The organism is Sulfuriflexus mobilis, assembly GCF_003967195.1.
In the GTDB taxonomy this organism is placed as follows: Bacteria; Pseudomonadota; Gammaproteobacteria; order AKS1; family AKS1; genus Sulfuriflexus; species Sulfuriflexus mobilis.
Window position 1 is genome coordinate 1,556,394 of sequence record NZ_AP018725.1, and the last position, 25,096, is coordinate 1,581,489.

The window sequence follows — 25,096 nt, forward strand, 5'->3', positions numbered from 1 at the left end:
CGCTACAGCATACTGGACAGCAACGTCGCTATGCCGAGAAAGGCAAAAAAGCCTACCACATCCGTCACGGTCGTCAGGATAATGGAGGATGACTGCGCCGGGTCCTGCCCCATCGCCGACAGTATTACCGGAATAATGGCACCTGAGAAGGCTGCGGCGACCATGGCAATGACCATGGATGAGCCGATCACCAGCGCCAGTCCTACGGACGCACTCCAGACCAACACCCCCAGTGAAGTGAGCAGGGCAATGGCAATGCCATTGATGAATGCCGCACCGACCTCCTTTCTGGCGACGCGCAGCCATTGGCTGGTACCAATTTCCCGCAGTGCCAGGCCGCGCATGGTAACCGCGAGGGCCTGGGCACCGGTGTTGCCGGACTGCCCGGCTACAACCGGCAGCAGTACTGCCAGCGCCGTAAATTGTGCAATAGTGCCCTCGAATAAACCCACTACCGAGGCCGCCAGGAATGCCGTCAGCAGATTGATAGACAACCAGGGCAGACGTTTGCTGACAACGAAACCGATATGTGACAGGGCGCGTTCATCCCGGCTCGCACCTACCATGGTAAGAATATCCACACTGCTTTCCTCACGCACCGCTTCCATCAGGGCATCATAATGAATAATGCCAATAAGGCGACCGGCAATATCCACTACCGGCAGGTCAGTGATGCGGTTTGTTTGCAACTGCTCCACCACCTCTTCCCGTGTTGCCGTTGCCGTCACCAAACCCGGGACAGGCCGCGCCAAGGTGTTCAACATATCCCCTGCTTCGGCAAGGGCCAGCCGGTTGATCTCGACCATGCCCTGCAGCCGCCCTTGACTATCTGTAATATACAGCTGTCGGGTAAACCGGGGTTTGAATTTACGGATACTGTGCAACACCTCTCTGACTGTGTGTGTCTCATCCAGGCTAAGAAAACGCGGATCCATCAGCGAACCGGCGCTGTCTTCAGGGTACTGCACCAGCGAATCCAGCTCACGCTGCCGAGTGCTGTCGACAAGCGTCATCATCTGCCGACGTTCCTCAGCAGTCAGTCTCACCAGCGCACGGGCCGTGCGCACCGGATCGCCACGCTGCAGGACCTGCCTGGCAGTTGCCTCGGGCAATCGTTGCAGTACCGCTGCGGCCCTATCCAGCATTAAACCGTCCCACAATGTGACCATATCGGCGGTAGGCTGCGTCTGCAGCAGTTCTACCAGGTCGTCCACAGACAATTGGTTGACAACCTGCTGTGCCGGTAACGGGTGGTGGTGTAGAAAGGCCTGGTTCAGGGCATGCACAGCATGCATGGCATCAGCGCTCATGGTCTCTCTCCTTTGTCAGGACGGGCAATACTTAATAGACTGTCCAGAAGTTGTGCCACACTGAGCCAGTAAAGGCTCGCCAGAGACAAAAGGTTTTCCAGTGGATCACGCGAACTGAAGCTTCCCGTTTCAAGCACTGAATCCTGCAAGTAGCTGTAGTGCAATACACCCACTAGTGTATTGTCCCGCTCCACTACGGGCAACCTGCGGTGTGTCGCCCAGCCCGGGTGCGAGAGCAGTGTTTCCGCAGAGGCGTGCGCAGATAACGGTTGTGTCTTGTGGCTCATGATATCTTTTAACTTGCTATGATGATCCGATATCAATAACTTGCCTAGATCGAGCATGCCTATCAGGTGATGCGCATCGTCGATGACATAGACCTCACAACTGGCGGCACGATCAAGACGTTCTATGCGCCGGATGGCCTCAGCCACGGTCACATTGCCTGGCAACATATCAATCCTGGGGTCCAGCAAGGCACCCGCCGACATCGGCGGATACCCCATGTGATGATGAACTCGACGCAGGGTCTTATCCGCTAAATGCACAGACACTGCATCCTGCGTTGCCGGTGCCAACAGACGATAAATGCGGGTTGCTGAAGAGACATGCAGTTCACTCACCAGTTTTGCTGCCGATGATGCCATCATGGTCTGCAGACAAGCCGCCGCCTTTTCAGGCAACATCGAGGCCATCACCGGTGCCCCTGTCTGCGTGGGCAGTTCGCTGAACAGCGCCGCCACATCTTCAACTGATACCTGCTCCAGAATCCGCGCCGCCTCAACAGGGTAGCGCATGAGAAATTCCCGCGACAGCGGATTATCCACTTTCACCTCAGGCACCCTTCTCGGTAATGTAGGTCACCTGTTCGTCAAATAACTTGGCCGGGATGTCGACAGTACCCGCCTCGGTTTCGATAATCACCCTTGACACCCTGATATCCGTTACCAACCCCTCGACATCACCAATACGCACTTTGTCACCGACCTGATAGATCTGTCGTAGCTGATTGGCGGCAATGATATTACTGACATGGGTACGTGCCCCCAGACCAAATGCCAGGGCAATGCCCCCAAGCATGCTGGCGAGGATAATCCCCAGGACCACAGACAAAAACATGATATCGATGCCGATTTGATCGATACCGAGGATAATGGCGGTAAACAGGATAATGACCTGGGCCGTACGCGCCAGCAGATCTCCCTGAGAAAGTTCTGCAGAGGCCGCCGCAGAGGCCACCAGGTCACGTACCAGGGAACTGACGACGAAACCGACCAGCACGATTAGCAGGCCGGCCGCCGCCAACGGTAGGTAAGTAATAATTTCTTTTAACCAGGTACCGAAGATGCTCAGCCCCAGGATCTCGGTTGCCAGGGTGACGAAAATAAGCATTAACAGCCAGAATACCAATTCCCCTACAATACGGGTTGGTGGATGACGTGGCTGTATGTGCCCCAGGCCCCGTTTCGAGATCAACCGCTGCCACAACTGGTCCAGGCTGCCAATAGCACGGACGACCAGCAGACGCAGCAAGCGGGCCAGCAACCAGCCGAGCACCAGTACCAGCACGGCGGCCGCAACCTTGGGCAGATAGGTCAGTACCTCGGCGACTATAGCCTGAAGTCCTGCGGTCAAGCCTTCAATAATAGAAGTCGACTCATTCATGATTTTTCTCCGCCATTTTGCAATCAACCGAGCTTGTATAGCAGTCCGGCCACCCACCACACCTTACTGAAACAGGCAACCTGACTGTAAGTAACTGTGGGCTGTTTTTCAATTAATATAATAATAGTACAATTTTAGGGTAAGCAATCGTTACACCAACCTGACTATTCGCCAGCATACTAACCGCATACAACCGGCTTCCCAGGCCCGACAGATGAATGTCTTTACGCTTCTTTTTTACGTAAATCATTTAAATTCCAAAGGATTCAATAGACATTGTTTTTTAAACCGTTTTAAATACCCCAAGCCTAAAATATAGGCAATGCTAATATAGGCAATGCTATGATTATAAAATACTTATCAGCCAATAATCCGTTCAACTATCTTAGCAGTCACCTGACCCGACTGGTAAAGGGGCGATTATGGTTAAAGGTCCTGATTGGTATGGTCCTGGGGATTGGCGTCGGCATGTTAATTGGTCCTACCACAGGTTGGCTCCCTGCTGACACCGCGACGACTGTAGGAAACTGGCTGGCCTTACCTGGTCAGCTGTTCCTGACCTTGATTCAAATGATTGTCATACCCTTAATCTTTGCCTCCGTGGTGCGTGGCTTAACAGCGAGTGGGAGCTTTGAGCAACTACGCAAGATGGGCGTTGGTGTCGTCGTTTATTTTGTTATTACCACGACCATTGCGATTATTATTGGTTTAGGTGTTGCACAGTTGATCAACCCCGGGAGTTTTGTTGAGGCCAACAGCCTGAAGGTTGTAGCGCAAACAGGTGCCATATCAGACGCTATCACACAAGCGGAGGTCCCCAGCATGTCTGACCTTCCGCAAAAACTGATGACTATATTACCCACCAACCCTCTAACCTCTATGGTTGAAGGGCAAATGTTACAGGTTGTAATCTTTGCGGTCATCATGGGCGCTGCGCTGGTTATAATGAATGCCGCGCAATCAAAACCGCTGCTTGACCTGATGGCCTCTCTTCAGGAAGTGTGTATGACCGTAGTGGGCTGGGCAATGCGACTCGCCCCACTTGCCGTGTTCGGGCTAATGGCCCAGTTAACAACCAAGATAGGGCTTAATGCAATTTTAGGCATGGGGGTATATGTAGGCACGGTATTACTGGGTCTGCTAATACTCATGTTGCTTTATTTGACGCTCATTTATTTTATCGCCAGGGAATCGCCCTTCAAGTTCATCCGCAGTATTCGGGATGTACTGTTATTAGCCTTTTCAACGTCCAGCTCGGCAGCCGTGATGCCACTGTCTATTAAGACAGCTGAGGAAAATCTCAAGATTCATTCTTCCGTGTCACAATTTGTGATCCCATTGGGTGCGACCATCAACATGAATGGCACGGCTTTATATCAGGGCGTCGCGACCCTGTTTTTAGCACAAGTCTTTGGTGTGGACCTGAGTATGGGGGCATTAATCCTGGTGATCGTTACTGCGGTAGGTGCATCGATAGGTTCCCCGGGAACACCGGGTGTTGGGATTATCATCCTTGCCATAGTGCTGGAAACGGCAGGCATACCCCCTGCAGGGATAGTTCTGATTATGGGTGTCGATCGTATCCTGGATATGAGCCGCACGGCCGTCAACGTCTGCGGTGATCTGGTTGCAGCCAAACTAATGAACCGGTGGATGATGAAGACTGAAATGCTGGATATGCCCGCGCCTGAAGCGGCAAGTTAATATTAATTTAGAATCATGCTGCATGAAAAAAGTCATCTATAACTTAATGCCAAACGGCATAGTCTTGTATGATATTGATCAGTGGCTAATTTAAACAGGAACAAGCATGGAAAATATTTCGCTGAGCCTGGTGGCAATTGTTGTATTACTTGCTGCCAACGGATTTTTTGTCGCCGCCGAGTTTGCCCTGGTCAAGGCGCGGGGATTTCGTATCGAAGCCATGGCCAGTGAGGGCCGTTCAGCTGCTAAACTCACCTTACGTATGCAGCACAATCTCGAGGCCTATCTGGCCGCCTGTCAGCTTGGCATTACCATGGCATCACTGGGACTGGGCTGGGTCGGTGAACCGGCGGTTGCTGCGCTGCTGGAACCACTGTTTCATGATCTGGGTGTGCCTGATGCGATACTGCACACATCGGCCTTCATTGTCGGCTTTTTGATTTTTTCTTCACTGCATATTGTGGTCGGTGAGCAGGTGCCAAAAACCCTGGCCATACGCAAGGCCGAGCCGGTTTCATTATGGGTGGCCTACCCGCTACACATGACCTACTTAGCGGTATTCCCCCTCAACTGGCTACTGAATGCCTCGACCAGCAGGATTCTGTCGCTGTTTAATGTCGCCGAGGCGACGCACGCCGACGTCTATAGTAATGACGAACTCAAGGGAATGGTTGCGACGTCCGAAGAGCATGGTGAGCTGGGGGCAGACAAGGCCGAAATGCTGCGAAACCTGTTCGAGTTTGATCAGCGTCATGTCGGTCGTGTCATGATCCCACGCACCGCCCTCAAATTACTCGATGTCAATGGTAATGCTGACGACAATCTCGCCATTATCCGCGATAGCGGTCATTCTCGCTTTCCTTTGATTGACAGCGAAAATAATGAAGAAATTGTCGGTATCGTATTGGCCAAGGACCTGTATGCAGCCATGCTCAATGATGACAAGGAGCCCTGGACCCATCTGCGCAGTTTTTGCCGTGAACCATTTATTGTTCCGGAGTCACAGAAGGTCTCCAGATTGTTCGATGCCATGCGTGCCAAACGCGCGCACCTCGCATTAGTTGCCGACGAATACGGTGATCTAGTTGGCATCATCACGCTCGAGGACCTGCTGGAGGAGATTGTCGGTGATATCGAGGATGAAACGGACACATTCACCACCTCCTACAGCATCATCCTCCTCGATGATGAACGCTGGGAAGCCGATGGTCTGGCATCACTGTCCGATGCCGAACGCAGCATCGGCCTAATCGTACCCGATGGACTGGATGCCAACACCCTCTCCGGCCTGTGTATGGCCGCCTTGGGGGAAATGCCTGAGGTGGGTGATGAAGTGCTTGAGTACGGTTATCGCTTTACGGTACAGAGCGTGGAAAATCATCGGGTGGGCAAACTGCTCATCGAAAAACTAAACAGCATAGATAAAGAAGGCCAGGATGCTAAAACACCTTCACATGAATGACGATACCCATCAGGGTTAAACAAAACGTATACTACTTTGACCGGCACTTAATGCCGCAATGGTTAATATAAGGTATCCAGAACATGGCAAAGTCAGATACATTGCTAACATCCACCAATATCAAAAATCTCTATACCAAGACCCTGAACCTGGTATTCGCTGTCATCCTGTTGTTCATCACCCTGACGATGATCATCGGCGTCGTGCGCCTGTTTTACCGGATCGGCGAACTGTTCCAGGAAGGCGGTATTACCGGCAATTACCTGTATATTTTTGCCGATGTACTCACCCTCTTCATCCTTATTGAGCTATCCCGCTCACTGTTCGAATATTTCACCTCACACCGGCTGCGCCTGACCCCCATCATCGATGCCGGCATTGTTTTTGTCCTCAGGCATATTATGATTGACCTGTTTAATCACAAACTGGAAACCGATAATATCTATGCCCTCAGTGTATTGCTGCTGGCCCTTGGCGCAATCCGCGTTAGCGCCTCCATCAACTTCCAACGTAATGAAAATGCATCACCTCACAGTGAGCTGGGGGAATCTGATACACACCGCTGATGTCTCAGGATGGCAGGCTATTACAGAGGAGTTTTAAATGCTTGACCCGCTAAATCTAGAAAATATGTCATGGCATACACAAGACAGTGCAGCGACATTCCTGAAAGTATCTTCGTCTGCGGATGGCCTTTCGCAACAGGATGCCCAACAGCGGCTTGAGAAATTTGGCCCCAATCGCCTGCGCCCGGCGAAGAAAAAAGGCCCACTGGCACGCTTACTCATGCAGTTCCATAACGTCCTCATCTATGTGTTGCTGGGGGCTGGCGTCGTCACCGCTCTTCTGGGTCACTGGGTAGATAGTGGTGTCATTTTTGGTGTGGTGGTCATCAATGCCATTATCGGTTTCATTCAGGAGGGCAAGGCGGAAAAGGCCCTGGATGCCATTCGTAATATGCTCTCCCAGCAGGCGATGGTTAAACGTAATGGCAAGTTTATTAACCTCCCGGCCGAACTACTGACCCCCGGCGATATTGTCTTTCTCCAGTCCGGTGACAAAGTCCCGGCAGACCTGCGCCTGTTCAAGACCCGCGAACTGCGCATCGAAGAGGCTATGCTCACTGGCGAATCGGTGCCAGTGGAAAAGGTGACCCAGCCGGTGGCAGAACAGGCGACCATTGGTGATCGGAAATGTATCGCCTACTCTGGCACCCTGGTCACCTACGGCCAGGGTCAGGGTGTCGTGGTAGCGACCGGCGACCACACCGAGATCGGCCGCATCAGCGGTCTGTTACGCGAGGTACAGACTCTCACCACGCCGTTACTACGGCAGATGGCCACCTTCGCCAAGTGGCTCACTATTGCCATTGGCATCATCGCCGCGGCAACCTTTACCTATGGCGTGCTGCTACAGGATTATTCAGCCGGTGACATGTTCCTCACCGCCGTGGGGCTGGCGGTGGCCGGTATTCCGGAGGGTCTGCCCGCCATCATGACCATAACCCTCGCTATCGGTGTGCAGCGTATGGCCAGGAAACACGCCATTATCCGCCGCCTGCCGGCAGTAGAAACCCTGGGGTCGGTTACTGTCATTTGCTCGGACAAGACCGGTACCCTCACACGCAATGAGATGACTGTCTTGACCGTGGCCACCGGTGCCGGCGTCTGCGAAGTCAGCGGCGCAGGCTATGACCCCCACGGCACTTTCAGCCTCAACGGCGAGGATGTCACCCCGGAAGCCTTTCCATTGCTGCGCGAAGTCGCACAGGCGGCATTGTTGTGCAACGATGCCTCGTTGTCAGAGGTGGGCGGCCAGTGGCTGATGCAGGGTGACCCGACCGAAGGTGCCCTAGTGACACTTGCACATAAGGCCGGCCTTGAGCATAACTACTGTCAGCACCAATTCCCACGCACCGATGCCATCCCCTTCGAATCGCAACACCGCTTCATGGCCACCCTGCATCACGACCATGCCGGGCATGGCTTTATCTACCTGAAGGGCGCGCCGGAACGGGTACTGGAAATGTGCCACCAGCAGCGCATGCGCGGTGAGGATGTCCCCATCGAGAAGGCCTACTGGGAGACCTGCATGCACACCATGGCCAGCCGCGGCCAGCGCTTGCTGGCCATCGCCTTCAAACCGGTCGCTGCCGGGCAGCAAAGCCTTAGCTTCAGTGATGTTGAAGTCGGGCTGACCCTGCTCGGTGTGGTAGGTATCATAGACCCACCACGTGAAGAGGCCATCCAGGCGGTGCGCGACTGCCAGTCGGCCGGCATCCGTGTAAAGATGATCACCGGTGACCATGCCATCACCGCCCGGGCTATCGGCACACAAATGGGCATCGGTGATGGGATCACGGTGGTTAACGGTACCGATCTGGAAACCTATAACGCCCAGCAGTTAGAGGATGCCGTACAGCGATCAGATATTTTTGCGCGGGTTTCCCCTGAACAGAAACTGCAACTGGTGACCGCACTCCAGGCCGCTGGAGAAGTCGTTTCCATGACCGGTGACGGCGTCAATGATGCACCGGCGCTAAAACGCGCCGACGTTGGGGTGGCCATGGGGCATAAAGGCACCGAGGTTGCCAAGGAGTCGGCGGAGATGGTGCTGACCGATGACAACTTTGCCTCCATCGCCCATGCCGTGGAGGAAGGCCGTACGGTCTACGACAACCTGAAGAAATCCATCCTCTTCATACTGCCGACCAATGGCGGTGAAGCGCTCATCATCATCGCGGCTATCGCCATGGGCCGCCTGTTGCCCATCACCGCGGCGCAGATCCTGTGGATCAACATGATCACGGCGGTGACCCTCGCCCTGACCCTGGCCTTCGAGCCCCCGGAACGTAACGTCATGCAACGCCCGCCGCGAAACCCCAAAGAGCCCATCCTCTCCGGCTTCCTCATCTGGCGCATTATCTTTGTCTCGCTGATCATCGTCACCGGTACCTTCGGGCTATTCCTCTGGGAACGGCAACAGGGTGCCCCCATCGAACTGGCGCGCACCGTCGCCGTCAACACCCTGGTCATGTTCGAAATATTCTACCTCTTCAGTGCCCGCTATCTGCTCGCACCATCATTGACGTTTGAGGGACTGTTCGGAAACCGTTATGTATTATATGCCATCGGCCTGCTGCTAGTGTTCCAGCTTGGCTTTACCTACCTTGGCCCTATGCAGACGCTGTTCGCCACGACGGCCATGAGTGCCGAGGCCTGGCTACGCGTTATCGTGGTAGCGTCATCGGTGCTGTTCCTGGTGGAGATAGAAAAGCTGCTGCTGCGAAAATATTCTAAAGCAGAATAAGGAACATTGATTAATTCAATGCGCGTACTCGTTATTAACTCAGGCAGTTCGTCCATAAAATTCCGTCTCTATGACATGGGGCAGGAAGTGTTATTGATGTCGGGCACCCTGGAACGCATCGGTGAAACCAGGGGTAAGAGTGTTTATCGTGAGTATGCTGGCCATGGCAAGGTAAAAGAATACAAACAGAATTCGTCTGTCATTGATCACGCGGCCGGCCTGAAACAAATCTTTGCCTTTCTGCAAAGCCACGGTGCTATAGATTCTATAAAGTCAGATTCAATAAAATCCTTGCACGCCATTGGCCATCGCGTTGTTCATGGTGGTGAGGCCTTCCAGGCTCCAATGCGCATCGATGCAGACGTTATTGACGGCATACGCAATATGATACCGCTTGCACCGTTACACAACCCGGCTAACCTGGCCGGCATTGAGGCCGCGCAGCGGCTGTGCCCTCAGGTACCACAGGTTGCCGTATTCGATACGGCCTTCTTTAGGGATCTGCCGCCACAGGCCTACCGTTATGCCCTGCCCGATAAACTATACCGACAGCATCATGTGCGTCGTTACGGGTTTCACGGTACCTCACACCAATATGTCGCCAGACAGGCGGCCGAGTATATGCAGCAGCCGCTGGAGTCATTGCGGCTCATCACGCTGCACCTCGGCAATGGTGCCAGTGCTGCGGCGATCCGCGATGGCATCTGCATCGACACCTCCATGGGCATGACGCCACTGGAGGGCCTCATTATGGGAACGCGGTGTGGGGATCTTGATCCATCTATACATTTTTACCTCACCAGGACACTGGGTATGGGTCTTGATGAAATCGAAACCCTGTTAAACCATGATAGCGGCATGCAGGGTCTATGCGGCGTCAGTGATATGCGAGAAGTACACCGCCTGGTGAATGAGGGTAATGAACAGGCACGACTTGCCATTGATATGTATTGTTACCGGATAAGCAAATATATCGGCGCCTACTCTGTTGCTCTTGGGGGATTGGATGCGCTGGTATTCACTGGCGGGGTCGGTGAAAACGATGGGGTTATTCGTCAGACTGTCTGCAATAGGCTGTCGCTATTCGGCATCTCACTCGATCACCAACAAAACCAAGCCGGGGCAAGAGGCATATTTGACATCAGTGGGGAAGACAGCAAGGTCAAGGTGCTGGTTGTCCACACCAATGAGGAACTCGAAATCGCCCGCCAGACGGTATCGTTCATCGACAAAAGCAACGTTCCCTGATGGCCGTGCGTTGGCTGTTTTTCAGGCAAAGCCTGGGAAAAACCGGCGGAAGTGTGGCTGCAAAATATATGTTGCTTATATATCCTCAACAACTATAAAAAGCGGAAAAGCGCCTTGATGATAAAACAGAACAGACGCTGTACAGGCAAACCAAACTCTAACCACTTTTTTCGACGCGGAGTTTCCCAATACCGCGCTCGGTCGTCTGCTCCACCGTAAAGCGGTAGCCGGACTGGAGCACGCACTCGCCTTCTGTCGGAATATGACGAAGATGTGAAATCACCATGCCGCCGATGGTGTGGGCTTCAAGCGATGGCAATACTACATCAAGCACGGCACTCGCTTCCGTAATGGGTACACGACCTTCCATCAAGTAAACATCTTCCTCCAGTTCCTCAATGCTGTATTTGTGTCGCGGCAGATGGCCTTCAAAAGTATAGCCGACGTTCATCACCTCGCCGACGATCTCCTCCAGGATGTCCTCCAGGGTGATCATGCCAATGGCAGAGCCGAACTCGTCAACCACCACCGCCATATGATCATGCCGCTGCTGCAATACCGGTAACAACTCATCCAGCAATTGATGTGCCGTCACATAGTATGCGGGCTTGATGAGTTCAGACAGTGGTTGTTCTATCAGTTTCGGATCCATCAGGTCCCATAGGGTAAAACCCACGACGCCGATGATTTGGTTATGCTCGCCTTCATAGACGGGCAGACGGAAGTGGGCCCGCTGTCGTGCCAGCCGAACGGCATCCCGGCTGGTCTTGTCGTTGCTGATCGTCGTCATCTCGGCAATGGGGATCATCGCCTGGCCTACAGTGGTAACCGCAAAACTTGTGACCCGCATGATACGGTCACGGTCAAATACGTCTATGTCTGCGCCCTGCTCCGCCATTTCAATCACAGTACGTATCTGCTCGCGATTGGTGAAAAGTTCCCGGTGGGCTATTTCAACGCCTGCCAGGTGTGCCACCCTGCGCGCTACCCATGAGAATACGAACACCAGCGGGTAAAACAACCATGAGAAAAATTGCAAGGGGTAGACGATGATAGGCGCCAGCAGATCGGCCTTTTGCTGGTACACACTCTTGGGTACCACTTCACCAAAGATAAGGAATAGCGGTGTATAAACCAGAAAGGCGTAAACATCGCCATATTCACCGAAGAACCTGATCATCAGTATCGTGCCTAACGTGGTAAGCACCACCAGCGAAATATTGGTTCCCACCAGGGTGGTCCCCAGTAGCACCTCGGGCTTGTAAAACAGCTTCAACACCAGGGCGGCACCCCGATGCCCCTGATTGGCAAGATGCTGCAACTTCAGGCGGTCGGCATGCACCAGTGCAATCTCCGAGCCGGAAAAAAATCCCTGCAGCAGGAGCAGCGCCAGCATGGCCAGAATAGTCAGTACTATATCCATTGATTGCTCACCGGTAATCAGTTGTTGTCTGTGTCTTCATTAATGGCCGCCTCCTGATACCCTGTTGTCTCCGCTGCCCCGTCACCCTTACTGGCGCGTAATCTTGCGATCCGATGCCCTTTCATTTCCAGTACCGACAACACCACACCCTCGACGGTAATTTCATCACCCTCCTGGGGCAGTCGGTCCAGCGCCCGCAGCATAATGCCGCCAATGGTGGTCATCCGTGGGTCGGTAATGCCGAAATTCGTCAGGTCCTCAAAGTCTGTCAGCTTCATATCCCCTGCCACCTCAAACACATTCTCCGCTAACTGGGCGTAGAGCAGGTGCGGTGCGGTCTCTGGTGTGACCTTGCCGAACACGAAGCTGAGCACACTCTTCAGTGTCACCAGACCGTCGACACCACCGAATTCGTTCAATATTGCCGCCGCCTGGACCTTGTGATCCCGGAAAAAATCAAACATCTCATCCACTTTCTTCGTGGGTGGCACAATGACAGGTGGATGCAGGATGTCCTCGATTTTCAGGGTGTTGAAATCGGTATCAACCAGCACCCGCTGCAGGATATCCTCGGCATGGATAAATCCCACCAGGTTGTCGCGACTGCCACGGAAAACCGGCAGACGGGTATAGCGCCGGGTTCTAACCTGTTCGACAATTTCCGCAACCGGTGTCTCTACATCAATAAATGCGGTTTGCGTGCGGGGGATCATTATTTCGATGACCTCGGTGGTACCCGCCTCAAGCAGATTGTAAATAAGGGAGCGCTCTCTTGCGCTGAGTTCACCCTCCTTGACCACCTCGTCCACCAGTGTGCGGAACTCATCCACCTGGAGGATATTTTCAGCCGCCGTCTCTTCCCCGACCAGCCAGGTGGTAAGCCGATCGGCAACCAGACGAATAACCCAGCGGAAAGGTGTTATGACTCTGACCCAGATGCTCAGCGGTAGCGCAATAATCCGGGTACTGATCTTCACCGGGTCGGAAACCGCAATGGTCTTCGGTGTGACTTCGCCGAACAGCAAAAGCAACGGTACCATCACCAGGATGCTCAGTACTCCACCCCGTTCCGCGCCATAGAGTGCCACCAGGATGCCAGTCATATTGGCCGTTGCCGCTATATTGATGATCTCGTTACCGCAGAGAATCGAGATGATCAACTGGCGCGGCCGTTCCAGTAGCGTCTGCAGGGTATCGAATCGCGGGTTACGCTCGCGCCGCAGCTGTTGCAGGTCGAGACGTGATAACGAAAACAGTGCGGTCTCCGAGCCGGAGAAAAATGCCGAGGCAGCCATCAGCAACATCTGCAAACCAATACGGAAGATCATATCCGCCTGCAGAAGCTGTTGCGGGTCAACAGCCAGTAAAGCGCTCAAATCTGCCCAAATCCCATCCATACCACACGTCAGCCATATTCACATAGTGTCAATGTAGCGCGTTCCCGTCTTGCTTGCCACTAACCACCCTTGGCGAACAGGATACATTGGTTTTCATTGCCGGTATGGGCGAAAATAATTCGTTTATTCGCCTGTCAGGCTGGCATAGACTGCCGGTAGGCGTCACAAGCGGGCACCTTTGACATCAGTTGGGAAAACAGTAAGGTAAAGATAGGATCGTCACTGCCAACGAGGAACTCGAGATAGCCCGCCAGACGGTATCGATCACCAACAGAAAGACAAGCACTTGATAGCCGTGCATTAAGGTTTTTTGGCAACACCAGGAAAGCTACGTATATAAGGAGTACTCTGATTCAGTGAGGAGAACCATCATGACAGAACCGGTGACAAGCACGAGCGATACCCTGGATGCGGAACAGTTACGCAAGATTGACGCCTATTGGCGCGCCGCCAACTACCTTTCCGTCGGCCAGATCTACCTGCTCGATAATCCTTTGTTACAGCAACCACTAAAAAAAGAACATGTGAAACCCCGGCTGCTGGGCCACTGGGGCACGACACCGGGCCTGAACTTCATCTATGCCCACTGTAACCGCATCATCAAAAGCCATGACCTGAACATGATCTATATCGCCGGCCCAGGGCATGGCGGTCCGGGTCTGGTGGCTAATACCTGGCTGGAGGGGAGCTATAGTGAGTTCTACTCCAACATTTCCACCGATGCCGAAGGTATGAAGAAACTGTTCAAGCAGTTTTCCTTTCCCGGTGGCATCGGCAGCCATGTTACCGCAGAAACCCCGGGCTCCATTCATGAAGGCGGTGAACTCGGCTATGCCCTGTCCCACGCCTACGGTGCGGCCTTCGACAACCCTGACCTGTTGGTCTGCTGTGTGGTCGGTGACGGTGAGGCGGAAACTGGACCCCTGGCGACGTCCTGGCATTCCAACAAATTCCTCAATCCGGCACAGGATGGCGCGGTACTGCCCATTCTGCATCTGAATGGCTACAAGATCGCCAACCCCGCCCTGCTGGCCCGCCTTGGACACGATGAGCTCGAGAAGCTGTTTATCGGCTATGGCTACAAGCCCTACTTTGTCGAGGGTTCGGACCCGCAGGCGATGCACCAGAAGATGGCCGCCACGCTCGATACAATCATCGGTGAGATCAAGGCCATCCAGCATGGGGCACGTGTCACCGGAAATCGGCAACGGCCACACTGGCCCATGATCATATTACGCAGCCCGAAGGGCTGGACAGGACCGAAGGAGGTGGACGGCAAGCAGACCGAGGGCTACTGGCGCTCCCATCAGGTGCCGTTTTCCGACATGGTCGACAATCCAAAACACCTGAAGCTGCTGGAGACCTGGTTAAAAAGTTACCGGGCCGAAGAACTGTTTGATGCCTCAGGCTATCTCATACAAGAGCTTCGAGAGCTCGTGCCCGAGGGGCAGCGGCGCATGGGCGCCAACCCCCACGCCAATGGCGGCCAGCTACTCCGGGACCTAAAGCTGCCTGACTTTCGTGACTACGCCGTAATGGTCAGTAGCCCTGGGCACAGCGTCGCCGAGTCGACACGGGTGATGGGGCAGTTTCTGCGTGACGTAATGAAGCGCAACCTGGACAGCCGCAATTTCCGTGTTATGGGTCCGGATGAAACTGCCTCCAACCGCCTGGGCGCACTGTTTGAAGTGACCGATCGTGCCTGGATGGCAGAGACCCTGCCGGAGGATGATCACCTGTCACCTGACGGACGTGTTATGGAGATCCTTTCCGAGCATACCTGCCAGGGCTGGCTGGAGGGCTACTTGTTGACGGGCAGGCATGGCCTGTTTTCATGTTACGAGGCCTTCATCCATATTGTCGATTCCATGTTCAATCAGCATGCAAAATGGACCAAGGTCAGCAAGGAGATCCCCTGGCGGCGCCCGATCGCCTCGTTGAACTATCTGTTGACCTCCCACGTATGGCGTCAGGACCATAACGGCTTTTCACATCAGGACCCCGGCTTCATTGATCTGGTCATTAACAAAAAAGCCGATATCATCAGAGTCTTTCTGGCACCGGATGCGAATACCCTGCTGTATATTACCAATGTGTGTCTGCGTAGCCGCGACTTCATCAACGTCATCATCGCCGGCAAACAGAACCAGCCGCAATGGCTGGATATGGATGCCGCCATCAAGCACTGCAGCGCCGGAATCGGTATCTGGGAATGGGCGAGTAACGATCAGGATGGCGAACCCGACGTGGTCATGGCCTGTGCCGGCGACGTGCCAACACTGGAAACCCTGGCCGCGGTCGACCTGCTACGCCAGCACGTACCGGAACTGAAGATACGTGTTATCAATATTGTCGATCTTATGACACTGCAACCCAGGGAAGAACATCCGCATGGGCTGTGCGATAAGGACTTCGACAGCCTGTTCACCACCGATAAACCGATCATCTTTGCCTTCCATGGTTACCCTTACCTTATTCACCGCCTCTGCTACCGTCGCACCAATCATAAAAATCTGCATGTACGCGGTTATAAAGAGGAAGGCACCACCACGACACCCTTTGATATGGCAGTACTCAATGACCTGGACAGGTTCCACCTGGTCGGTGATGTCATCGATCGAGTCCCCAAGCTGGGTTACAAGGCGGCCTACCTGAAACAGTTCGTGCGCGACAAGCTCATCGACCACAAACAATACATCGCCCGCCACGGACAGGACATGCCCGAGATCCGCGATTGGAAATGGCCATATGCATAATATTACGTAGCGGCTCAGTAAAGCATCTACACAATTGAATGCAGAAGAGATAGTGGGTCTTTAAGCAGTGGACCTTTAAGCGCTGACACACTGATGACGTACGAATCCAGTAGCGCGCTGGTGAGCTCTCGTTTAAGGCACCCCGAATTGCGCCCTGACAGGGCGCACCGCCAACACATCGCACTCCGCCTCTCGCAGCACATGCGCTGCCACACTACCTAACAACACATAAAGCAGACCAGAAAGACCATGGGTTCCGATCGCAATCAGATCCGCGCCGAGCCTGGTGGCCTCAGCGGCGATGGTCGGTCCGGGGTAACCCTGTTTAATGAGCAGTTTGACCTTGCTGCGGTCAATCTTGCAGCTGGCGAGGAATTTATTCAGCTCATCCAAGTGTTCTCGGGTTTCCTCACTATGCAGCTCGGCGATATCCTGTTCCGATATGCCCTGCGCACGCAACCGCTCTTCATACCACAGGTCATAGACATGCAGCACATGAAACTCCGCATCCGGTGCCAACCGCATCGCCCATTCCAAGGCATGCTGCCCATGGGTGGAGAAGTCCACTGCCACCAATACTCGGCGGTAAACACCCGTAGGCTTCTTTTTGACCACCAGCACCGGTCGGTCGCCCTTGCGTACCACCCTCTCCAAGGTGGTACCCAAAATCCAGTCACGTATATAGAACCGGCCATGTGCGCCGAGCACGATCAAGTCGTCACCCTTGTCACGCGCCCAGCGAATAATTTCAACAAAGTCCTTTCCGCGTTGAACGTGAACATCGATTTTAATGTCGTGTTGATCGACCAGCGCTGCTGCTTTCGCCTCCAGGGCTGCTTTCGCCTCCTCTAAGAGCACTCTCATAAACCCTTGTCGCGTTTTCTCCAAGCGGTCGATATGGCGCACCTTGAGCAGTTCGGCGTGATCCAACACGTACAACAATGAGAGACTCGCGCTATGTTGCCCTGCCAGTAACGCCGCGCGCTGTAGCGCCAGGTCCGCCCACTCTGACAAATCGCTGCCTGCCAGTATCTTCGTCAGCCTGCTCATATCGCCATACCCATTTACTTCTCTTATTTTACTGGCTTGTTAGCACTACCGTAACGTATTCTATAAATCGCTACAACGCCGCGGCGGCGTAATCAATAGATGCTATTTACATCGTCGTATGACCGGCATACATCTCCTGGATCTCATTGACGAACCTTTTCTCGATGTGCGCCCGTTTAAGCTTCATGGTCGGCGTGATCAGTCCGTTTTCGATCGTCCAGGATTCCTGTGTCAGACAGACTGCGTGCACCTGAGCATGATGAGGGAAACCGAGCAAGCAGCGCTCGGCAAGCCGGGCCAGTACGGCCTCATGCACTACACTGGCCTGGAGCGAGGCCGGATCCTCGGAACGCAGTCCACATTGCACCGCGAGCTGGCGCCAGGCATCCGGATTCAGCACCAGCAAGGCGCCCAGGTAAGGCCGACCCTCGCCCACTACCATCGCCTGTTCAAACAACGGATCGAGGGTAATGGCGAGCTCCAGGTCTGCCGGCGGTGTCTTCTCGCCGGTCGACATGACAATAATTTCCTTGAGGCGTCCCCGAATACAAATGTGACCGTCTACAAGCTCAGCGACATCTCCCGTATGCAGCCAGCCATCCTTATCAATGGTTGCCTGGGTCGCTTCCGATCGTTGCCAATAACCCAGCATCAGCCCCGGCGAGCGCAGCAAAAGTTCATTCTCGGCCCCCAGCATGATCTCCACACCCGGCAGGGGTGGGCCGACGCAGGACGGCATGTTGTCGTCCAGGCGATTGCCGCTTACCACCGGTGCCGCCTCCGTCAGGCCATAACCCTGTAGCAGTGGCAGGCCAAGACCGATAAAGAACCGGGCAATGGGCTCCGTCAACGGCGCACCACCGCTCACCGCGATCCGAATCCGGCCACCCAGGCGCGCCATGATTTTGTCTGCGACAAGATGACGCAGCAGTGGCCACAACAACCGCTGGATCAGCGTCGCTGTCGACCCGCGGCCTTGCGCGGCCTCAAAATGTCGCCAACCGAGCGTGATTGCCTGCCGAAACAGTGCCTGCGCAAAACGTCCCTTACCTGCCAGTTTCTCCTGGATCTTTGCATACACACGTTCGTAGATGCGCGGCACCGAGACCAGCACCGTGGGGCGGATCGTCACCAGGTCCTCGGCAAGTGCCTGCACCGAGCGGGCATAGGCCACACTACTACCTGCCATCATCGGCAAGTAGTAACCAACGGTGCGCTCGAAGGCATGCGAAAGGGGCAGAAACGACAGGAACACGTCATCTCGGTAAGCCGGCGTCGCCTCCAGCACGGCATGGGTGTTCCAGAGGATATTGCGATGGGACAACATCACCCCCTTCGGGCGCCCGGTGGTACCCGAGGTGTAGATGATCGTGGCCAATTCATCAGGGGCGGCAACATATCTGATCGTTTCCCCGGGAGACTTCTCCAGCAATGCAGGTACGTTACGCAGGATGGGATCGGACGCGTCACTACCCTCGGCAACACTCAGGCACAGGACGCGTCGCAACGCGGGTAAGGGGGTCCGGCTTGTCGCCAACGGCAGCCACTGCATCGGTGTAGCCAACAGCAGCAGGCGGGTTCCGGCATCCGCGAGAATGTAGGCGATATTATCAGGGGTATCGGTGGTATACAGAGGCACCACCACCAATCCCAAGGCAAGTGCAGCCTGGTCGAAACACACCCACTCCACACTGTTGGGGAGCAGGATCGCGACCCGGTCGCCAACAGCCAATTCCTCGTTGGCCAGTAGCTGTTGCCACTGCGCCACCAAGTCGGCCACCTGTTTCCAGGTATAGGCTTTCCACACCCCATCGTCCGCATCGTACTGACGGTAGGCGACGCTATCCGGAGTCCGTGCCACGCGCTGCTGGAACAGGCCGGGTAAAGTCCCCGCCTCATCCAAGCCAATGACGTCCAGCTGCAGGTCATGCGTATTATATTCTGGTATTTTGCCCATCATTTAGCCTCCGTCGTGCCGACGCATACCCCGCCATCCTGCTCCTCGTTACGCCCTTCATGTACCCGGTGTCTCTCGCGCCAGATCCGGTTCTCCCAAATCGGCCAACAACGCGGCACGGCTGGCGTCGCGTAGCCTCACTGCTGCATCCCAATCCGAACCGGCTGGCAGGATCGGCGTGCCAACCCTGACGCGCACCGCACCGCGGCGCGGAAACCGGGAGTCGTCACGCAACAGCGAGCGTGTGCCGCGAATTGTTATCGGTACCACCGGTACACCGGCCTCGGCGGCGGCGACAAAGGCACCCATGTAAAACGGCAACAGGCCGGGCATGCGTCTGAAGGTGCCCTCAGGGAAAAACATCAATGACCGACCGTGCTGAGCCGCCTGCACGGTATTTCGGGCATCGGCCAGCCCGCGCTGCTTGTCGAACCGCTCTACAAACACGGCACCGATGCGCCGCAAAAATCGGTGCGGAATAAACTTATGGCTCAATTCCACCTTAGCCACAAAGCTGAATTCGCTGGGCAGGCTTGCCACCAACACCACCCCATCCAGATAGCTGGCATGATTGGCGACAATCACACAGGCCTGATCTCGTGGCCACTGCTCCAGGCCTTCTATCCGTAAAGGCACCCCGGTCAGCCAAAACAACAGTCGCGCACTGCGGCGCATCACTGCCCAGCGCCAGCGGGCCCCCGGTAAGATAGCAACCAGCAACCATGTTGGGGGCGCCAGCAACCAGAAAATACTATGCGCATAAACGGCGTAACCCATATCGGCGGATCGCCGCCAGACACTGCGCAGGCGCGGCCGCACTGAGGCCAGAACAAGACGCACAAGCTGCCACCACACCGCACGTGGCCGCTGGCCGATTCGGCCCCTTTCATAGATCTCACGCACGGCGGCGCGACGGATCTTGCCGCTGGAGGTTTTCAACACTGTATGCGGCGGCGCCAATACTACTTCATCAGGCGACATACCTAACAGGTCGGTCGCGACCCGCTGAACCTGAGCCTGCAACGCCTCGAGTGCTGTGGCCTGTGTCTCACGGGTCTCAGCGACTACGATCACGCGCTCGGTACCTGATTCGGGTTCCGGGCTACCGAACACCGCCACACAACCTTTGCGGATGCCGGGGATATCCCCTACCGCCTCTTCCACCTCATAGGGATAAATGTTGCGCCCGGCGCGAATGATGACGTCCTTGACCCGGCTGGTCAGATAAATCTCACCCTCGGCGACATAGGCGAGATCACCAGAATCCAGCCACGCCCCATCGAACAGTTGCCGACTTGCCTCTATGTTACGAAAATAACCACTGGTGGTGGATGGCCCCATGAATTCCAGGCGTCCCTCCTGGCGTTCAGGTAGCTCACGCCCGGCGGCATCCACAATGCGGATCTGGTAACCGGGCAGCGGTTGGCCGCAGGCGACGAACTCCAGGGTGTGTGGCGTCGATGCCTTTGCCGGTAACGCCTTGCCCAGGGAGGTAAGCGGCTCGCGCTGGATGCAATCGATGTGCGCGCCTCGAGCGAGGGGCGGAAAGGCCAGGCCCACTGCAGCCTCGGCCAGACCATACACGGGTGCCATGGTCTGGGGCCGGAAACCATAGGAGGCGAAACGCGTAGTAAAGTGTCGCACCGTGTTAGGACTGACCGGCTCGGCGCCGTTGAAGGCCAGTCGCAGGCTGCTCAAATCGAGTCCTTCAAGGTCGCGCTCGTCCACTTTGTGCAGGCACAGCTCATAGGCAAAATTGGGCGCCGCCGTGAGGGTGCCACGATGTTTGTGGATCACCCACAGCCAATGCGACGGCCGGGTCAGAAACGCCAATGGCGACATCAGCACCAACGGCATACCGTAATACAGACTGCCTAACCAGGCGCCGATCAACCCCATGTCATGGTACAGGGGCAGCCAGCTGACGAAGACATCGCTGGAGTCGGCCTGCACTGCTTCACCCATGGCGCGGATATTGGCCAGCAGATTGGCATGCGTAAGGACCACACCCTTCGGCGCACCGGTGCTGCCCGAAGTGTATTGCAGGAAGGCAACATCCTCTGGCTCCAGCAATGGTTCACTGAATGTCTCGGGGGAGGATGTCAGCTCTTGCGGGGTAAGCACTGCGTGCAATGTGTCGACTTGCGCCTTGAGTAAACGTGCTACCCGTTGAGCCTCCACCACTGTGATCAGCAAGACCGCTTGGGCATTGACCAGAATGCCCGCATGCCGGCGCAGATGATCCTCGATCTGAGAGGGGCGTAGCGGTGGATAAATGGGAACAGGAATGCCACCGGCCAAGAGAATAGCAAAAAAACTGAACAGGTAGTCGCGACTGGTAGGCAACATGATGGCCACGGTCTGGCCGGGCAGCAGGCCTCGCGCCTGCAGGCCAGCGGCCAGCGCGCGCGCACCATCGGCCAGTGCCGCGTAGGTGATGACCTCCGGTTCTTCGCCATCACCATACAGATAGACATGCGGGCGTTGCGGATGACTGTGTACATGCCAGTCGAGCATCTCCGGCAAGGTCCCGGCCGCGTGCGGTACCCCCTCCACGTGCTCCAGCACCACCGCACGCATAGACTGGTCTGATGGTTCCCAGCGCCGCGTAGCACCGGCCGAAAGTAGCGCCTGCCACAGATCGCGCGGGCTCTCGGCGTTCGCCAGCAACTGTGCCGGCAGTCTGATCCCGAAGGCGCGTTCGAGACGCAGTAATAACTCCACCCGGGATAAGCTGTCAAAACCCAGGTCGTGGTCCAGCATGCTGTCCAGTGTCACGCGCAGGGAATGTGCGCGCTGTGGGTGCAGTTCCAGTGCCAGTTGGCGCACCTGTGCCAGCAGGGCTTCGGCACTCACCCCGTCAGTCCGATCCGTACGTTGTTCAGTCTCCCCCGCCACGCTCACTCCTCTGGCACTCGCCTTGATAATAACAGCGACTCAAACCCGTGTATCGGTGGATGAATACCCAACCCCTGCAGCAGCACCGCCATGCGATCGAAAGGATTCGTTTCACCACGTAGCCGTCGATAGTCCGCCGCTTCAAGCCAGGGTCGCCAGGCAGCAACGCTCACCGGCACGGGATAATCGCTGCCAAACAAGAGTTGGCCGACACTGTCGACATGCCTTTGCCACCATAACAAGACCCCCATGCGGTTGACCAGCCCCAGTGCCGCCGTATCGCCATACAGGTTCGGATAACTCGCCAGCAAGGCGGCGTAATGGCGCAGAGTATGCTGATTGTAGAACCAGCCGCTCGAGCCACCGTGAGCGGCGATCACCGTCACCCCCGCGTCCAGTGCCGGGCGCAGTCGCGCCAGATCACCCCAGGCCTGGCGCTGTGCTGGCAGCACAAACTCGGCGCCTGTATGACACAGCAACGGCAGGCCCAGTTCCGTGAGCTTGCGGAAATACGGCTGGTGGCGACAGTTCGCGAGATCGATACCCTGGCTGTTGGGGATCAGCTTGACTAGCACCGCCCCCTGCGCCGCGGCCCGCTCCAGGGCATCGAGCGCGTCCGCGCGGTGAGGGTGGACCGAGGCACCATACAGGAACAGCTCCGGGGCCTCCGCACACCAGGCGCGTACGTCAGCATTGGATACCGTGAAACCCTGCATAGAGTTGGTGGGGGTGCCGCGGACATCATGGGCGCTGTCCAGCGCCAGCAGCACCGCACGGCGCACATGGCTGGCGGTCCGCAGCCGCGCAGCCAGCCGCTCCATATACATACGGGCCGCTAGCGGGCCGCTGCCGTGTGTGGCCGCGCTGCGGGCAAGAACCGCTGCCAGCAGGCGCCGCCAGCCACGGAAGCTCACCGCGCCATCCCGTGGTACGCAATGCACATGTATGTCGGTGTAACCGTCGCACATTTTCCGGCCTCGCAGGGTCTTTCCGTTGGGGGCGTACCACTTGTTTGTGTGACATGAACCTGGCACAGATTCTTACAAGACAGTCTATCTGAAACAACTCATACGCGATAAACTCATTAAACATAAAAAACACATCACACGGGATGAATAAAATATGTCTAAGGTCCTCGAACTGAAAATGGCCAGGCGCATAATATTATTAGCTGTCGAGCATGAGTGACTATGAATAACGATATCTCAATTGCCTATTTTTCCATGGAAATTGCCCTTGAATCGGCCATCCCGACCTATTCAGGGGGGCTTGGTGTATTGGCGGGTGATACCCTGCGCTCCGCTGCAGATGCGGGCATCGCCATGGCGGGCATTACCCTGTTATCCCGAAAAGGCTATTTTCGGCAGCACTTAGATGAACAAGGCTGGCAATCCGAAGAAGCGGTACATTGGCCTGTCAGTGATTACCTTCTGCCCGTGAATGTGCAAGCCACAGTGGAACTTGAAGATCGGCAGGTCACCGTGCGTGTCTGGCGCTATGACGTCAGGGGAAGTAACGAACATGTCGTGCCGGTCTATCTTCTCGATACCGATGTGGAAGGCAATTCAGACTATGACCGTACCCTGACTGACCAGCTCTACGGTGGTGATGATTATTATCGACTTTGCCAGGAAGCCATACTTGGTATCGGTGGCATTCGGATATTGCGCGCCCTCGGCTGTACAAGTATAGAGCGTTATCATATGAATGAGGGGCACTCCAGTCTGCTGGTCTTTGAACTCATGGCGGAACTGACGCAACAACTCGGGGACAGCAAGGCAACGACTAAACATATTGAGAAGGTAAGGCGACAATGTGTTTTTACCACGCACACCCCGGTTGCCGCCGGGCATGATCGTTTTCCCGCATCGCTGGCCTATCGAGTCCTAAAACAATGCAACCCTTTCAAGGACTGTGCTGATGAGGTGTGCTGCGATAACGAACTTAATCTTACCTACCTGGCACTTTCTGCAAGTTATTATGTTAATGGTGTTGCCAAGAAACACCGCGAGACATCGAGAAAAATGTTTGGCAACACTCATATAGATTCCATCACTAATGGCGTGCATGCATACACCTGGGCCTCAGACGCCATGCGCGAGTTGTTTAGCAGAAAAATTCCGGATTGGCGAAACGATAACATGAGTCTTCGTTATGCCATGAGTATTGCCTATGAAGATATCTGGCAAGCACATCAACTGGCCAAGCGGCAGCTAGTCGAATATGTAAACAAGACCTGTAATGCCGGCATGGATCAAGGGATCATGACACTGGGATTTGCGCGACGTGCGACGCAGTACAAACGTACTACACTGCTTTTCACTGACACCGATCGCCTGAAGTTAATTGCCAGCCACTGCGGGCCATTACAGATCGTTTTTGCGGGCAAGGCGCACCCAAAAGACATACAAGGCAAGGAATTAATCCGTGAAATCTTCAGGATAAAGAATGTTCTGAATAATGATATCCATATTGCCTATCTGCCTGACTATGACATGGAAATTGGCAGGCTAATGACCTCTGGGGTGGATCTTTGGCTGAATACACCCTTGCCACCCATGGAGGCCTCCGGCACCAGTGGTATGAAAGCGGCAATCAATGGTGTGCCATCATTGAGCATCCTTGATGGCTGGTGGATAGAAGGCTGTATAGAAGGTGTAACAGGATGGGCGATAAGCAATTCAGAACAACAAGCAAAAACTTCTCCAGCAACAACAAACAGTGAGGCCGATATCCTTTACTCCAAGCTTGAAAACATCATCATCCCCATATACTACCATAACCGCGATGCCTATATAGCAATCATGAGAAATGCCATTGCCATTAATGGATCATTTTTCAATACCGAGCGCATGATTAATCAGTATGTCACCAAGGCCTATTTCAGGTAATATTTCAGACCACAAATAACAATGGT

General features: G+C 55.1%; 16 protein-coding genes. 7 read left to right on the forward strand and 9 right to left on the reverse strand.

The features are described from left to right. Positions 1–2: 2 nt before the first annotated feature. From mgtE to EL386_RS07765, 3 genes are read right to left on the reverse strand one after another with little or no spacing between them, the layout of a single operon-like run. Positions 3–1,310, reverse strand: a complete 1,308-nt coding sequence (gene mgtE / locus EL386_RS07755) for a magnesium transporter (protein ID WP_126455016.1) — start codon at positions 1,308–1,310, stop codon at positions 3–5. After that, complete coding sequence (locus EL386_RS07760) at positions 1,307–2,107, reverse strand: magnesium transporter MgtE N-terminal domain-containing protein (RefSeq protein WP_172597662.1); 801 nt, start codon at positions 2,105–2,107, stop codon at positions 1,307–1,309. Before EL386_RS07760 ends, mgtE begins: the two co-directional genes overlap by 4 nt. Before the next feature lie 37 nt (positions 2,108–2,144). Further along, a complete protein-coding gene (locus EL386_RS07765) occupies positions 2,145–2,975 on the reverse strand; it encodes a mechanosensitive ion channel family protein (RefSeq protein WP_126455020.1) in 831 nt (276 codons plus the stop codon). A 342-nt stretch (positions 2,976–3,317) separates the two neighbouring features. Here EL386_RS07765 and EL386_RS07770 point away from each other — a divergent pair, with 342 nt between their 5' ends. The 5 genes from EL386_RS07770 to EL386_RS07790 all read left to right on the forward strand — a co-directional run bounded on the left by EL386_RS07770 (position 3,318) and on the right by EL386_RS07790 (position 10,698). Continuing rightward, on the forward strand, positions 3,318–4,679 hold the full coding sequence (locus tag EL386_RS07770; RefSeq protein ID WP_126455022.1) for a dicarboxylate/amino acid:cation symporter: 1,362 nt from the start codon (positions 3,318–3,320) through the stop codon (positions 4,677–4,679). A 106-nt stretch (positions 4,680–4,785) separates the two neighbouring features. Beyond that, positions 4,786–6,141, forward strand: coding sequence for a hemolysin family protein (locus tag EL386_RS07775; protein WP_126455024.1), 1,356 nt, complete (start codon positions 4,786–4,788; stop codon positions 6,139–6,141). 83 nt (positions 6,142–6,224) lie between these two features. Continuing rightward, positions 6,225–6,707: a phosphate-starvation-inducible PsiE family protein gene (locus EL386_RS07780; RefSeq protein WP_126455026.1), complete on the forward strand. Its 483-nt coding sequence runs from the start codon at positions 6,225–6,227 to the stop codon at positions 6,705–6,707. 37 nt (positions 6,708–6,744) lie between these two features. After that, entirely contained in the window at positions 6,745–9,450 is a 2,706-nt protein-coding gene (locus tag EL386_RS07785; protein WP_126455029.1) for a cation-transporting P-type ATPase, read from the forward strand. 18 nt (positions 9,451–9,468) lie between these two features. Further along, positions 9,469–10,698, forward strand: a complete 1,230-nt coding sequence (locus tag EL386_RS07790) for an acetate/propionate family kinase (RefSeq protein ID WP_126455031.1) — start codon at positions 9,469–9,471, stop codon at positions 10,696–10,698. A gap of 157 nt (positions 10,699–10,855) precedes the next feature. Here the strand turns inward: EL386_RS07790 and EL386_RS07795 are convergent, their stop codons facing one another. Both EL386_RS07795 and EL386_RS07800 read right to left on the reverse strand, forming a co-directional pair. Continuing rightward, positions 10,856–12,121, reverse strand: a complete 1,266-nt coding sequence (locus EL386_RS07795) for a hemolysin family protein (protein ID WP_126455033.1) — start codon at positions 12,119–12,121, stop codon at positions 10,856–10,858. 17 nt (positions 12,122–12,138) lie between these two features. Continuing rightward, positions 12,139–13,497: a hemolysin family protein gene (locus tag EL386_RS07800; RefSeq protein WP_172597663.1), complete on the reverse strand. Its 1,359-nt coding sequence runs from the start codon at positions 13,495–13,497 to the stop codon at positions 12,139–12,141. 392 nt (positions 13,498–13,889) lie between these two features. On the opposite strand from EL386_RS07800, the gene EL386_RS07805 reads away from it, so the two are divergent. After that, positions 13,890–16,274: a phosphoketolase family protein gene (locus EL386_RS07805; protein ID WP_126455037.1), complete on the forward strand. Its 2,385-nt coding sequence runs from the start codon at positions 13,890–13,892 to the stop codon at positions 16,272–16,274. A 132-nt stretch (positions 16,275–16,406) separates the two neighbouring features. Here the strand turns inward: EL386_RS07805 and EL386_RS07810 are convergent, their stop codons facing one another. The 4 genes from EL386_RS07810 to EL386_RS07825 all read right to left on the reverse strand — a co-directional run bounded on the left by EL386_RS07810 (position 16,407) and on the right by EL386_RS07825 (position 23,147). Continuing rightward, the gene (locus EL386_RS07810) at positions 16,407–17,324 is read right to left on the reverse strand and encodes a universal stress protein (protein ID WP_126455039.1); all 918 of its coding nucleotides are present in this window, start codon (positions 17,322–17,324) and stop codon (positions 16,407–16,409) included. A 106-nt stretch (positions 17,325–17,430) separates the two neighbouring features. Continuing rightward, positions 17,431–19,284, reverse strand: coding sequence for an AMP-dependent synthetase/ligase (locus EL386_RS07815; RefSeq protein WP_338057539.1), 1,854 nt, complete (start codon positions 19,282–19,284; stop codon positions 17,431–17,433). Between the two features lie 54 nt (positions 19,285–19,338). Further along, complete coding sequence (locus EL386_RS07820; protein WP_197722036.1) at positions 19,339–22,179, reverse strand: AMP-binding protein; 2,841 nt, start codon at positions 22,177–22,179, stop codon at positions 19,339–19,341. A 2-nt stretch (positions 22,180–22,181) separates the two neighbouring features. Beyond that, the gene (locus EL386_RS07825; protein ID WP_126455042.1) at positions 22,182–23,147 is read right to left on the reverse strand and encodes an amidohydrolase family protein; all 966 of its coding nucleotides are present in this window, start codon (positions 23,145–23,147) and stop codon (positions 22,182–22,184) included. A 222-nt stretch (positions 23,148–23,369) separates the two neighbouring features. Here EL386_RS07825 and glgP point away from each other — a divergent pair, with 222 nt between their 5' ends. Continuing rightward, positions 23,370–25,070, forward strand: a complete 1,701-nt coding sequence (glgP, locus tag EL386_RS07830; RefSeq protein WP_197722037.1) for an alpha-glucan family phosphorylase — start codon at positions 23,370–23,372, stop codon at positions 25,068–25,070. Positions 25,071–25,096 lie beyond the last annotated feature (26 nt).